General features: G+C 62.7%; 11 protein-coding genes. 8 read left to right on the top strand and 3 right to left on the bottom strand.

Annotated elements, in window-relative coordinates; translation table 11 throughout:
- Window positions 1-90 precede the first annotated feature (90 nt).
- Entirely contained in the window at window positions 91-666 is a 576-nt protein-coding gene (grpE, locus tag ACPW74_RS04590; RefSeq protein ID WP_029314044.1) for a nucleotide exchange factor GrpE, read from the bottom strand.
- Between the two features lie 263 nt (window positions 667-929).
- Here grpE and nadK point away from each other — a divergent pair, with 263 nt between their 5' ends.
- Complete coding sequence (gene nadK, locus ACPW74_RS04585; protein ID WP_010673644.1) at window positions 930-1,814, top strand: NAD(+) kinase; 885 nt, start codon at window positions 930-932, stop codon at window positions 1,812-1,814.
- 24 nt (window positions 1,815-1,838) lie between these two features.
- On the opposite strand, the gene ACPW74_RS04580 is transcribed toward nadK, so the two are convergent.
- Complete coding sequence (locus ACPW74_RS04580; RefSeq protein ID WP_104451703.1) at window positions 1,839-2,996, bottom strand: GGDEF domain-containing protein; 1,158 nt, start codon at window positions 2,994-2,996, stop codon at window positions 1,839-1,841.
- Window positions 2,997-3,302: 306 nt separating this feature from the next.
- On the opposite strand from ACPW74_RS04580, the gene recN reads away from it, so the two are divergent.
- From recN to ACPW74_RS04545, 7 genes are all read left to right on the top strand, one after another.
- Entirely contained in the window at window positions 3,303-4,967 is a 1,665-nt protein-coding gene (gene recN, locus ACPW74_RS04575; RefSeq protein WP_042014248.1) for a DNA repair protein RecN, read from the top strand.
- 467 nt (window positions 4,968-5,434) lie between these two features.
- Window positions 5,435-5,875: a universal stress protein gene (locus ACPW74_RS04570; RefSeq protein WP_039039240.1), complete on the top strand. Its 441-nt coding sequence runs from the start codon at window positions 5,435-5,437 to the stop codon at window positions 5,873-5,875.
- 194 nt (window positions 5,876-6,069) lie between these two features.
- On the top strand, window positions 6,070-7,233 hold the full coding sequence (locus ACPW74_RS04565) for an efflux RND transporter periplasmic adaptor subunit (protein WP_102948705.1): 1,164 nt from the start codon (window positions 6,070-6,072) through the stop codon (window positions 7,231-7,233).
- Window positions 7,230-9,248: a MacB family efflux pump subunit gene (locus tag ACPW74_RS04560; RefSeq protein WP_102948706.1), complete on the top strand. Its 2,019-nt coding sequence runs from the start codon at window positions 7,230-7,232 to the stop codon at window positions 9,246-9,248. Before ACPW74_RS04565 ends, ACPW74_RS04560 begins: the two co-directional genes overlap by 4 nt.
- A complete protein-coding gene (locus tag ACPW74_RS04555; RefSeq protein WP_102948707.1) occupies window positions 9,245-10,618 on the top strand; it encodes an efflux transporter outer membrane subunit in 1,374 nt (457 codons plus the stop codon). Before ACPW74_RS04560 ends, ACPW74_RS04555 begins: the two co-directional genes overlap by 4 nt.
- 132 nt (window positions 10,619-10,750) lie before the next feature.
- Window positions 10,751-11,557, top strand: coding sequence for a siderophore-interacting protein (locus tag ACPW74_RS04550; RefSeq protein ID WP_102948708.1), 807 nt, complete (start codon window positions 10,751-10,753; stop codon window positions 11,555-11,557).
- A gap of 251 nt (window positions 11,558-11,808) precedes the next feature.
- Window positions 11,809-12,915, top strand: coding sequence for a 3-deoxy-7-phosphoheptulonate synthase (locus ACPW74_RS04545; RefSeq protein WP_069651643.1), 1,107 nt, complete (start codon window positions 11,809-11,811; stop codon window positions 12,913-12,915).
- A gap of 470 nt (window positions 12,916-13,385) precedes the next feature.
- On the opposite strand, the gene ACPW74_RS04540 is transcribed toward ACPW74_RS04545, so the two are convergent.
- Window positions 13,386-13,793, bottom strand: coding sequence for an H-NS family nucleoid-associated regulatory protein (locus tag ACPW74_RS04540; protein WP_010673634.1), 408 nt, complete (start codon window positions 13,791-13,793; stop codon window positions 13,386-13,388).
- Window positions 13,794-14,127 lie beyond the last annotated feature (334 nt).

Raw genomic sequence — 14,127 nt, 5'->3', positions numbered from 1 at the left:
CCTGACAGCCAAATGACGCCAGACAGTTTTTTTTGGCGCCACATCCAACAAAAAGCCCGCCAAGCGGCGGGCTTGGTGAGAACAGCGTGATCAGTCAGCGGACTTGGACACCATCACCATGGCCGGGCGGATGACGCGGCCGTTGAGCTCGTAGCCCTTCTGCATCACGGCGATCACGGTGTTCGGCGCCACGTCGGCACTGGGCACCATGCTCATGGCCTGGTGGGCATTGGGGTCGAACGGCTGGTTGGTCGGGTCCAGCGCCACCAGGCCGAACTTGGCCACGCCGCTCTGCATGGATTTCAGGGTCAGTTCGACCCCTTCAATCATCGGCTTGAGGGTGTCGTTCTCCTTGTCCGCCAGCTCGATGGCGCGCTCCAGGTTGTCCAGCACCGGCAAGAGCTCTGCGGCGAACTTCTCCAGTGCAAACTTGTGGGCTTTCTCCACGTCCTGAGCGGCACGGCGACGCAGGTTCTCCATCTCGGCGACGGCGCGAATGGCGCGCTCGCGCTCTTCCAGGGAGGCCTGCTGGGCCGCCTCCAGCTGGGCCTCCAGCTCGGCGATGCGGGCCTGCTCGGCTGTCACTTCACTGTCTACATCGGTCGGCTCGACTGGCTGGGCTTCCACTTGCTCCATCGCTTCAACCTTTTGTTCTTCGTGGCTCATGACATCTCCAATATTCAGGGGTTGCGTGTGAGGGTGGCTGGCGTTCAGACAAGCGACACGCGCCAGCAGACCCTGTGTTGGCGCTATTATGGGGACACAGCCCCGGCTTTCAAGGGGAAAAGGGCAGATCGGGCACAATGGCGCCCATCCGCGTGCCAGGCAGCCCCTTTTCGGGGCCGATTGCACCAACCGCCACGGAGGCAGACAAATCCCCGGCAAAGCGCGGTATACTCCCCCCAAGACTCCCCCAGACCCGATAACCTATGGATTCTCCGTTCAAAACCGTTGCCCTCATCGGCAAGCCCCATCACGAGGGGGCCAACCAGACCCTGACCGGCCTGTACCAGTACCTGACCAGCCGCGGCTTTCGTGTGCTGCTGGAGAGCCGGGTGGCCCATACCCTGGGGCTGCTCGGGGAGAACGTGATGGATCTGGTGCAACTCGGCGAGCAGGCGGATCTCGCCATCGTCGTCGGCGGTGACGGCAACATGCTGGGGGCCGCCCGGGTGCTGTCACGGTTCGATGTGGCGGTGATCGGGGTGAACCGGGGCAACCTCGGCTTCCTGACCGATCTCTCGCCCCAGGATTATCTGCTGCCCCTGGAGCAGGTGCTCTCGGGTCACTTCAAAAGCGAGCATCGCTTCCTGCTGGAGGCCGCCGTCTATCGCCACGGGGAGCGCAAGTCGAGCAACCTCGCGGTCAACGAGGCGGTGCTTCACCCGGGCAAGATCGCCCACATGATCGAATTCGAGGTCTACATCGACGGCAGCTTCATGTACAGCCAGCGCTCGGACGGCATCATAGTGGCGACACCCACCGGCTCCACCGCCTACTCCCTGTCGGCAGGGGGCGCCATCCTCACCCCCAAACTCAACGCCATCACGCTGGTGCCCATGTTCCCGCACACCCTGAGCAGCCGCCCCATCGTGCTGGATGCGGACAGCGAAGTGCGGCTGCTGGTCTCGCCAGACAACCAGGACGACGCCATGCAGGTGAGCTGCGACGGCCAGGTCACCCTGGCGGTCCACCCGGGGGACGAGATCCTCATCAAGAAGAGCAGCCACAAGCTTCATCTGGTGCATCCGCTGGATTACAGCTACTTCCACGTGCTGCGCAACAAGCTCGGTTGGGGCAGCAAACTCTTCTAGCCAGGCACTATCGGTGGCGAGGGTCTACCCCTCGCTGCTTTCGACCAGCCGAGGCAGTGCCGGCTCGAATGCCAGATGCACCCCGTTTCGCCCCGCTTCCTTCACCCGGTACATGGCAGCATCGGCTTTGGTCAGCATCAGTGCCAGGTCAGCCTCGGCACTGGCGCACACGACCCCCATGCTCACCGTGACCCCCTCGCACGGCAGGCAGGCCCCCTGCCGGGAGCCCGTCTCTATCTGGCGGCGGATCCGGTCACAGATGTCGCGGGCCATCTGGCCGCTCACGCCCCCCATGATGATGGCGAACTCCTCGCCACCGATGCGCCCCACCAGATCACCCTTGCGTACCTCGGCCACCAGCACCCCGGCCACATAGCGAATGACCTCATCCCCGCAGCCGTGACCAAACTGGTCGTTGACCCGCTTGAAGTGATCGATGTCCAGGACCACCACGCAGCGCGTCTGGCCAGGCGTAGCCCCCTCTCCCTGCCTGAAGAGGCCGCGCCGATTGAGCACCCCGGTGAGGGGATCCCGCTCCGAGAGCGCCAGCAATGCCTCCTCCGTCTCCACATAGGCCACCAGAGGCAGCAGCAACACCGAGCCGATGGTCAGCACCATGTGCATGAAGAAGATGAGATCGAGCCAGCCTCCGTCTCCCATCCGCCCTTCGGCTCCCAGCAAGAGCAGCCCCCCCTGACTCAGCAGGATGGTGAAATGCAGCAGGTAAATGAGCGCCACCACATGGAGCACCCGCTTCTGTTGCCGGCCGAGAGAGACGATGAGGCAGGCGCACCACAGGTACAACATCGACTCCATCAGGGCCAGCACAATGCGCACGGGGGCGAGGCTGGACAATCCCAGATAGAGCAGCAGCAACACCGCCACGCCTCCCCCCACGGCACGGGGATGCCATGCGCGCTCGTAAAGCGCACAAAAACCGGCGAGCAACAGCAGGATGCTCATGAGCGAGACCAGGCCGCCGACCCGGATGCCCAGCGCCGGATGGCCGCCCAACACCCCCAGACTGAGCAGCAGGATGGAGAGGGAGAAGAGAAAAGCGGAGAGGGACCAGTACAGAAAGTTGCCTCGACCCGGCTTCAGGGAGTGGATGAACAACATGATCAGCCCCGACATCAGGTTGATTGCCAGGGAGATCAGCAGCAGGGTCGGGGTATGGATCATCGTGACGCATCCTTGCGAAGAGGTCTGTGCACAGCCCAGGCTCAACCAGGACTGTTTCGAGTGTGTCTCAACCCGCTACTCACCACAAGAGAGCCCCTCAAGGTGGCTTCTCGCATCGCCTCAGCCCATGCCAGGTACGCAGGTTGATTTTGCAGGCCATCTGATCGGCGTCACACCCATGCCGCGGCCTTGACATCCTTGCCCTCCCCCTGTTTCGCAAAAATCCTCCCTGCCCACTTTACTGTATATAAAACCAGTATATACTGGATGCATAGACAGTAATGTTGACCCATACAGGATGAGACCATGCTGACCCAGCTGACCGTCAACAACTTCGCCATCGTCAAGTTTCTCGAGCTCGATCTGCAACCGGGGATGACCTGCATCACCGGGGAGACCGGGGCGGGCAAATCCATCGCCATCGATGCTCTGGGGCTGTGCCTGGGGGAGCGCGCCGAAGCCAGCATGGTGCGCCCGGGCAGCGACAAGACCGAGGTGAGTGCCCGCTTCCTGCTGGAGGGTAATCCTGCCGCCCGGGCCTGGCTCGCCACCAACGAGCTTGAAAATGACGGTGAGTGCATCGTCCGGCGGGTACTGTCCGCCGAGGGGCGCTCTCGCAGCTATATCAACGGGGTTCCCGTCCCCCTCGCCCAGCTCAGGAACCTGGGTCAACTGCTGGTCAACGTCCACGGTCAGCACGCTCACCAGATGCTGCTCAAACCCGATTACCAGCTCGCCCTGCTGGACGGCTACGCCGGTCATCATCTGCTCCTCGACGATGTGCGCCGCCACTACCAACAGTGGCGCCAGTTGCAAAACGAGCTCAACCGGCTCAAGGCCGAGCAGCAGCAGCGGGAAGCCCGCCGTCAACTCATCGAATACCAGGTGCAGGAGCTGGACGAATTTGCCCTTCAGCCGGGAGAGTTTGAAGAGATTGAAGAGGAGCATCAGCGGCTCGCCAATGGCACCGAGCTGATGCAGGAGTGCGGGTATTGCCTCGATCTGCTCTATGACAATGAAGAGACCACCATCGCCGGTCTGCTGCAGACGGCGGTGGACAGGGCCGAGACCCTGGTCGGCATGGACAGCCGGCTTGGCAACGTACTCGGCATGCTCAACGAAGCGCTGATCGGCGTACAGGAGAGCCACAGCGAGCTGCGCAGCTATCTCGACCGGCTGGAACTGGATCCAGAGCGCTTCAACGAGCTGGAAAGCCGCCTCTCCAAGGCCATCAACCTGGCACGCAAGCACCATGTCAAACCGGCGGAGCTGGCCCTGCACCATCAGGAGCTGGCCGCCGATCTGGCCCGCCTCAACTCCGACGAGGAGCGTCTCGAGGGGATGGAGGACGAGCTGGCCTCGGCCCGCCAGGCCTTCGTGCAGGCCGCCGAGGCCCTGAGCCAGAGCCGCCAGCGCTATGCCGAGGAGCTGGGCGCCAAGGTAAGCGCCAGCATGCACGAACTGGCGATGCCAGATGGCCGCTTCGCCATCGAGGTGCGACCCGATGCCCAGAGCAGCCTCTCGCCCCTTGGCATCGATCGGGTGGAGTTCATGGTCACCACCAACCCGGGTCAGCCCATCCAACCCCTTGGCAAGGTGGCTTCCGGTGGCGAGCTGTCGCGTATCAGCCTCGCCATCGTGGTGATCAGTGCACGCAAGATCTCCACCCCGACCCTTATCTTCGACGAAGTGGATGTGGGGATCAGCGGCCCGACCGCCGCCGTGGTGGGCCGCCTGTTGCGCCAGCTCGGCGAATCCACCCAGGTGATGGTGGTCACCCACCTGCCCCAGGTGGCAGGCAAGGGTCACCAGCACATGGTGGTGAGCAAACACACCGACGGCAAGACAACGGAAACCCAGATGCAGGCGCTCACCCCGGGTGCCCGGCTCAACGAACTGGCCCGCCTGCTGGGGGGCGATCAGATCACCGACAACACCCTGGCCAACGCCCGTGAGTTGCTCGCAAGCTGACCACGGGGCGGACGGGATGCCCTCCCGTCCATGTCGGCCTTTTCAGATTGACCGTGCCATCATCGCGCTGGCCAGTTGAAGCCTCTTGCCGATGGCACCGGCCTGGTTGGCCCATGCCGTGAGCCACAAGAAAGAGGGGGAGCCCGGGCTAATCCGCGGCACGTGTCTTGATGCTCAGTCTGAGCCTGTCAGCCTGGTCATCACCCAGTCGGGTTTCCATCGCCATGGTCAGAACGCCACTCATCTTCGTTGCACTCATTCATATATCGAACGGACCCACTCCTTCATTTTCCATTCAACTCAGTCTGTTATGATGATGTAAACGGACTCGGTACCTTCAGTTGCCATCGACAGAAGGTGACGCTTGATGCAAACACACCGGGTTCGTTTGAGCTGACATTTCGCGGGAAGGGAGGATGGGAGCGCGCTTCCGCCGTCTGACCCGCACCTGCCAAGGAGAACTGCTTATGAGCCCGACCAATATTGTGCTGTTGCTGGAAGGCAAGGATTACGAGCAGGAGACACTGGCCAAGGCGAGCCGTCTGGCACAAGGGCTGGGCGCCAACCTGACCTTGTTGCACCTGACCCACAGCAGCAAGACCCGTCGCAATAGTCTGTCCCTGTCACAAGAGGAGCGCAGCCCCCAGGGCACCCTGGATGCCAAGGCGATCATCAGTGAACTCATCACCCAGCTGTCTCATCCGGTGGATTACCAGTGCCTGGTGGTGGATGACGTGGTGCCGGATCTCCAGCGCTGGCTGGCCGCCCACCCCGCCGATCTCTTGCTGGTCGGCAGCCGTCATCACTGGATGGAGGGCTCGCTAGCCCGCCTGCTCCTCTACAAACTGCCCCTCGATATCCAGATCTGCCACGAGCCTCACGCCGCCTTGCTCAAAGCCGTCGGTTGACACCACAAGACCCGCTCCCTGAGCGGGTCTTCTTGTTTCTGACGCCCCGCCGTCACCCTCCCCCAGCTTGACCTCCTCCACTGCGTCACCGCCAGAACCACACGATTTCTTACACATTGCTCGCTTCTTTTTGAGGGCCATTTGCTGCACGATATGGCCCTTGCACGCCTTCGCTCGTTTCGTTCAGGTGATAAATGAAAGCTCTTCGAAAACCCGGCAAGCTCGCCCTGCTCGCCCTTGTGCTGATCCCTCTCGTCACCTGGCTGGCCTGGCCAGGCAACACACCGGACCCGGTACTGACCGCAACGGTAACCCGCCAGGATGTGGAGCAGACGGTGCTCGCCAGTGGCGTACTGCAGGCCATCGAGCAGGTGGATGTGGGGGCTCAGGTCTCGGGTCAGGTCACCTATCTCGCGGTGGAAGCGGGTCAACAGGTCAAACAAGGAGAGCTGCTGGCGGAGATCGATCCCCTGATCGCCCAGAACAACCTCAAGACCGCCGAGGCGGAGCTGGCCAGCCGCCGCGCCCAGCTCAAGATCAAGCAGGCACAGCTCAAACAGAACGAGCTTGCCTGGCTCCGCCAGCAGCAGATGTTTCGGCAGGAAGCGAGCTCTCGTGCGGATCTGGAGAGCGCCGAAGCCCAGCTTGCCGTCACCCGGGCCGAGCTGCAAAGCGCCCAGGCCGACATCGACAACGCCATCATCAAGGTGGAGCGCGCCAAGACGGAGCTCGGCTACAACCGCATTCAGGCCCCCATGGATGGTACCGTCGTCTCCATCGTCACCCGGCAGGGGCAGACCCTGGCCGCCAGCCAGACGGTACCGACCCTGCTCAAGCTCGCCAATCTCGACACCATGACGGTCAAGGCCCAGATCTCCGAAGCGGACGTCACCCGTGTCAAAGCGGGCATGCCGGTCTATTTCACCCTGATAGGGGATCCGGATACTCGCTACCACGGTACCCTGCGCACGGTCGAGCTGGCCCCCACCAACATCAATGAGCAGACGGCCAGCACCACGGCCACCAGCAATGCGGCCATCTACTACTATGCCCTGTTCGATGTGCCCAACCCCGGCCATCAGTTGAGGGTCGCCATGACGACCCAGGTCACCATCGTACTCGGCGAGCGCAAGCAGGTACTGGCCATTCCCCAGACCGCCCTCGGCAAGAAGACTGGCGACAACGAGTACGAGGTCAGCCTGCTCAAGGCAGGGGACCAGAGAGAGACCCGCCGCATCAAGACCGGCATGAAGGATGACATCAAGATTGAGGTGGTGAGCGGCCTGACCGAGCATGAGAAGGTGATCCTGGAGCAGGGCAAGCCGGCCCTGCACGATGAAGGGGAGATGGACCCGTGAGCGAGCCCCTGATCCGTCTCAAGGGCATCGAGCGGCGCTACCAGAGCGGAGAGCACGAAGTGACCGTGCTGCACCCGCTGGATCTCGCCATCGATGCCGGGGAGATGGTGGCCATCGTCGGCGCCTCCGGCTCCGGCAAATCGACCCTGATGAACCTGCTGGGCTGCCTCGATCGCCCGAGCAGGGGCCAGTATCTGTTTCGCGGCCAGGACACCGCGACCCTGGATGCCCTCTCCCTGGCACGGCTGCGCTGCCACCACTTCGGCTTCATCTTCCAGCGCTATCACCTGCTGCCCCATCTGGATGCGGCCGCCAACGTGGAGATCCCCGCCATCTATGCCGGCACCGCCCGCCTTGATCGCCAGGCCCGTGCCCGCACCTTGCTGACCCGCCTGGGACTGCAGGATCGCAGCCACCACAGACCCGGCCAGCTCTCCGGCGGTCAGCAGCAGCGGGTCAGTATTGCCCGGGCGCTCGCCAACGGCGGCGAGGTGATCCTAGCGGACGAACCCACCGGCGCTCTCGACAGCCAGAGCGGCAAGGAGGTGATGACCATCCTCAAGGAGCTGCACGCCCAGGGCCACACCATCATTCTGGTGACCCACGACATGGCGGTGGCAAGCCATGCGGATCGCATCATCACCCTGCGTGACGGGCGGGTAGTGGAGGACAGCGGCCATCGGGCGACCGATGACAACGCAGCCTCCCCATCCGGGGCGCCGGCCCACCCGCTGCCAGGTGATGGCAGCCAGCTGGCCCCTCCCCCTGTCGGGCAAGATGCACAGGGCACAAGCGCCGCCGTCCGCACCGCAAGCCGGGGCTGGGATCGCTACCGGGAGGCGGGGCGCATGGCCCTGCACGCCATGCTGGCCCATCGCATGCGCACCTTCCTCACCATGCTCGGCATCATCATCGGCATCGCCGCCGTGGTCAGCGTGGTGGCGCTGGGTCAGGGGGCGCGCGCCAAGGTGATCGACGACATCAACGCCATGGGCACCAACACCATCGACATCTTCCCCGGCAAGGACTGGGGAGACGAGAAGGCCGCCAGCATCCAGACCCTGAACGAGCGGGATCTCGACGCGCTGCTCGGCCAGCCCTATCTGGAGGGTGCCAGCCCCCAGATAGCGACGTCGGGCCAGCTTCGCTATCGCAACAAGACCAGCAGCGGCAGCGTGATCGGGGTCGGCAACGACTTTTTCCGGGTCAAGGGGATGACGCTCACCCAGGGGCGCCTGCTCGATGAGCGGGACATTCGCAACCGGACGGCAGTCGCCGTGGTGGATGGCAAGACCATAGAGAGCCTGCTCGGCCAGGTGGACCCGGTCGGCCAGGTGGTGCTGGTCGGCACCCTGCCGGTGCGCATCGTGGGGGTGGTCACCCAGGAGACCGGCTTTGGCCGCAGCAGCCAGTCGGTCAATGTCTGGCTCCCCTACAGCGCCGTCATGAGCCGTCTCCTCTCCCAGCAGCACTTCACCCAGATCACCATCCGGGTCAAGGACGGCGTCCAGCCCGCCCTGGCCGAGCAGGCGGCAGTCGCCCTGCTGACCCAGCGACACGGCGTAAAGGACTTCTTCACCTTCAGCAGCGACAGCATCGTCAAATCGGTGGAGAAGACCACCGCCACCCTGACACTGCTGGTCTCCGCCATCGCGGTGATCTCCCTCATCGTCGGCGGCGTCGGAGTGATGAACATCATGCTGGTCTCGGTGGTGGAGCGCACCCGGGAGATAGGGATCCGCATCGCCGTCGGCGCCCGCCAGTCCGACATACTGCAACAGTTCCTCATCGAGGCGGTGATGGTCAGCCTGCTGGGGGGGCTGCTCGGTATCGGCCTCGCCCTGCTCATCGGCGCTCTCTTCTCCCTGCTCGTGGAAAGCTTCCAGATGCGCTTCTCGCTCTTCTCCATCCTGATGGCCTTCGGGTGCTCCTCCCTCATCGGGATCCTGTTTGGTTACCTGCCCGCCCGCAATGCGGCCAGGCTCGATCCGGTGGAGGCACTGGCGAGGGAATGACGATGCACAACCTATCAAGGCTCGGGCTAAGCCTGATGCTCACCGCCAGCCTCGGTGCCTGCAGCCAGCAGAGCACCTATCACAGACCCGATCTCGACGTGGCGCCAGCATGGCAGCAGGAGAGCCGGGGTCTCACCGCGCAGCAGGCTGGCCCCTGGTGGCAGGGATTCCAGGATCCCGCGCTCGATCGCCTGGTCGAGGCGGTGCTGGCCGCCAACCCGGACATGCGGGTGGCCGGGCTCAAGCTCAAGAACGCCCTGCTCGGCGCCGATCTGGCTGACACCAACCTCACCCCCTCGGTCAGCGCCAATCTCGGGGCCAGCGGCACCAAGAACATGAAAGATGGCAGCGCCAGCAGCAACCTGGGCCCCTCTCTCAACCTCAGCTACGAAGTGGATCTCTGGGGCAGACTGGCCGCGACAAGGGATCAGGCGAGCTGGGAAGCACAAGCCAGCGAACAGGATCTGGCCGCCACCCGGTTGCTGCTCATCGGCAAGACCCTGGAGCAATACTGGCAACTGGCCTACCTCGGCTCGGCCATGACCCTGGGCACCCAGCAACTGGGCAATCTGGAGCGCATTGAACGCCTGACCCGCGCCAAATACGAGGCGGGCGCCGTGACCCGACTCGATCTGGTACAGGCCAGCCAGCAGAAGGCAGGCAAGCAGGCGGAGCTCGCCACCCTCACCCAGCAGCGGGCACAGGCGGGCAATGCTCTTCGCCTGCTGCTGGGCCGCAGCAGCGGGCCGCTCGCTGACGCTCCCGACGCCCTGATCATGGGCCCGATCCCGTCCGTGGCGGCTGGCATCCCCGCCGATGTGCTGGCCCGGCGGCCCGATGTGCGCGCCGCCGAACTCAGGCTGCGCAAGACCCTTGCGAGGGGAGACGAGATCCGCACCGGCTTTTATCCCACCCTGAGCCTGACCGGCGGTGCCAGCACCACCTCGGATACCCTGACCCAGGTGCTGCAAAATCCAGTCGGCACCCTGGGCGCCACGCTGGCGCTCCCTTTCCTCGAGTACAACAAGACCCGGCTCTCCATCGCCAGCGCCGACATCGACTACCAGATTGCCGAAACCGAATTTCGCAAGCAGCTCTATACCGCGCTGCTGGAAGTGGAGGATGGCCTGGCCGCCCGTCAGCAAGGGGAACAGCGGCTGCGCTATCTGGAGCAGCAGAGGGCCTATGCCCGGGAGGCCGAGAGGCTCGCTGGCGCCCGTTTCCTGGCCGGAGCCACCGGGGTGCAACCCTGGCTGGATGAGCAGAACCGCCTGTGGGATGCCGAGCTCGCTCTGCTGGCACAGCAGCAGGCCCAGCTCAACAACATGGCAGGCATCTATCGGGCGCTGGGGGGAAGCGATCGAACCTGACCCAGGCAGAGAGTGTGGGATCGCGATGGACATCCCGAGGAGGTCAATCGCGACCCATTCTGCCCACAAACCAATTGATAATAGTTTTCATTTCATCAAGAATGGGCGCCATCATCAGCCAGGAGTATGCCCATGTCTCAACCCGCCCCGGCCAATCGCCCCCGCCTGCTCACCGTCAAGCATGTTCAGGATGTGAGCCCGCACCTGCGCCGAATCTGCCTGACCAGCCCCGAGCTTGTGGACTACCCCTTCAGCTGTGGCGGTGCTCATGTCAAGATCATGCTGCCCCGACCGGGTCAGCGCGAGATAGTGTTGCCCACCCCCACCGACAAGGGGCCTCGCTGGCTCGATCCCGCCCAGAAACCCGTCATTCGCACCTTCACCATACGCGCGTTTCGCCGGGAGGCGCTGGAGCTCGACATCGACTTCGCCCTGCACGGCGAGGCCGGCCCCGCCAGTCGTTTCGCCCTGCACGCCAAACCGGGTGACAGGCTCGCCATCTCAGGCCCGGGCGGTCCCGACCCCATGCTGCAAACGGCCGAGCACTATTACATGGCGGGGGATCTCACCGCCCTGCCCGCCATCAGCGCCATGGTGGAGATGATGCCGGCCCATGCCCTCGGCCATATCGCCCTGCTGGTCCCCCATCAGGACGACGTGCAGGATCTGTCGCTGCCGGCCGGCGTCGACCTGCGCTGGTTCGTGGGCAATCCGGAGCAGGCCGCGACTCTGGTGGCGCATTTCACCGCCCAGCCCATGGTCGCCGAGGGGAGCTATTTCTGGTTTGGCGGGGAAGAGAGCCTGGTCGTGCCGCTGCGCCGCCACGTCAGACGCGCCCTGGATGCCGAGCGCCAGCGGGTCTACGCAGTCCCCTACTGGCGCAGCGGCAAGGATGAAGACGCCTACCATCAGGACAGGCACGCCGTGATGGACAGCTGATCCCCTCTTTATCTTGTGACTGGCGGGCTTCTTCCCTCGGGGAAGCGGCCTGCTTTTGCTGCGGTTCCCCCGCCATCGTTCTCTCTCCCCCCATCTTCGCCTGGCGATTTCATTGCACTTGCATTTGAGACAAACACCAAGATAATGACAATCATTCTCAACAACTGCGATGAGCCGTGAATCTGTCTGCTCCCAACAGGATGCCGCATACGGGTTCCCCATCGCACACATGCACAGCAAGGTAACTCCAGATGGCAGTTTTGAATTCGGTCATGCGCGCCTTCGCCATAGAGGCGCTCCCCACCCCTGCCGAGCTGCTGGCGCAGCACCCCTGTCCGGCCGACATGGCCCGGCATATCGACAGCCAGCGCCATCAGGCACGCCGGATCCTGGCAGGTGAAGACGATCGCCTGCTGGTCGTGATTGGCCCCTGCTCCATCCATGATCCCGTCGCGGCCCTGGACTATGCCGGACGGCTGGCACGATTCGCCACCGCCTATGAAGACAGCCTTCAGATAGTCATGCGCGCCTATTTTGAAAAGCCGCGCACCACGGTGGGCTGGAAGGGGCTGGTCTTCGATCCGCACCTGGACGGCAGCAACGACATCAATCGGGGATTGCATCTGGCACGCCAGGTGCTGCTCGACATCAATGGACTGGGGCTCGCCACCGCCACAGAATTCCTCGACACCACCAGCTTTCTCTATCTCGCCGATCTCGTCAGCTGGGGCGCCATCGGGGCACGCACCACGGAGTCTCAGGTCCACCGGCAATTGGCCTCCGCACTGCCCTGCCCCGTGGGATTCAAGAACGGCACGGACGGCAATATCCGGGTCGCCATCGATGCCATCCAGGCCAGTACCGCCTCCCATCTCTTCACCGCCCCCGGCAGCCAGGGCGGCATGGTAGTGATCAAGAGCGAAGGCAATCCCGACGGCCATATCATTCTGCGTGGCGGCACCCTGCCCAACTACCACCAGAGCGATGTGGCGGAGGCAGCAGACCGCCTCACCCGCCAGGGACTCCCCCCTCGCCTGATGGTGGATTGCAGCCATGGCAACAGCCAGAAGCTGCACACGAACCAGCTGAAGGTCGCCAAAGAGCTCTGTCGCCAGCTGAGCGAAGGGAGCCAAGCCGTCGCCGCCGTCATGGTCGAGAGCTTCTTGCTGGGAGGAAACCAGAAACCGGCTCCTCTGGGTGAACTGCAATACGGTCTGTCAGTGACCGATGCCTGCCTCTGCTGGGAAGAGAGTGAACACCTGCTTGCCATGCTGGCAGAGGCGGTCCAGGCCCGTCGCCGCACCCGGAGAAAATACACACACGCCGTTCAGTCTGAACTCGGACAACCCGTCATCTAGCATTCGGTTTATTTGTTTGCCACCAATCCGTGTCTGCCTCATCCGCACATTGTCCGGCATCGTGCGGATATATCGCAGAAGAGCGGTGTCAAACAGACCATAAATAGAGGGGATAAATTAATAGGCGGTGGGCGTCATGCATCAGCATGAAAAAGAGACGGGCCGCTCAGGCATACAGATGAGGATCCACCGCCGCTATTTCATTCTGTCACAGCAGGTATCCATGATCGTTTCTCACAAGGGACGAAGAAACACGGGCTGTATGAGTCCTCAATGCGTATAAGTGGCGAGGTGGCGTGGAAGATGATGCGCCAACTTTATTGGGCACATGATGGTTATGGCTATTCCAGACGAGGCTCTCCAATTAACCGGAGTAACCTGCGCAATTGGGTTTTACTGCGACATCCTCTGAACCCTGAAAATAATAATGCCGCCCTGCAGGCGGCATTATCGAGATCCGGATCCGGCGATCAGATCAGGAAATCGTTCAGATCCTTGCCCAGCGCAACTTGCTCGGCGATGGCCTTGGGCATACGACCCTGACCGGTCCAGGTCTTCTCCTGACCGTCTTCCTGGTACTTGTACTTCGCAGGACGGGGAGCACGCTTGCTCTTGGTGGTGCCCGCCGCAGCCGGAGCCGCCACGCTGCCGATCAGCTCACGGGGATCGATACCAGCCTGTTGCAGCATTTCGGTGAATTCATTCAGTTTGCGCTGACGCTCTTCCTGTTCGGCACGTTCCTGTTCAACGGACTCGGCACGCTCGTTATATACCAGGTCAAACTTTTCTTTCGCTTCTTGCAGTTGCTCAAACGGCAGTTCACGAATGGCAGCGCGCAAGCTGCGAATGTTCAGCAGAACCTTCAGAAACTCGTTCATTACTTCCTCACAGAATTATTTTTGTATGTCACAGGGATAACACGATTTGAGAATAGCATGCCCATTGGATAACAACATAATGTTTTTATACCATCCGGCAGCGCTCTGACACCATATGGACATTATTCACCGTGGTTAATTCCCTGCCTGATACTTATTGGGAATACCCTCACGGACTTTATTTTCTATTTTCCCCGGTTAATCTCAGGCTCACCTCATCCGTTGCACACGCTGTTATCTCTTACCCGCGTCGCTCTGCGCCAGGTCATTTAGCAGCAGTGCCGGCACTTATTGTACAAATAGTGCGCTCATGGCCATGACCTTCGCGGACAAT

The sequence above is a fragment of the Aeromonas sp. INTO2 genome, assembly GCF_049860605.1.
GTDB classification, from domain to species: Bacteria; Pseudomonadota; Gammaproteobacteria; order Enterobacterales; family Aeromonadaceae; genus Aeromonas; species Aeromonas caviae.
This window is presented reverse-complemented; position numbering and strand designations above follow the sequence as displayed.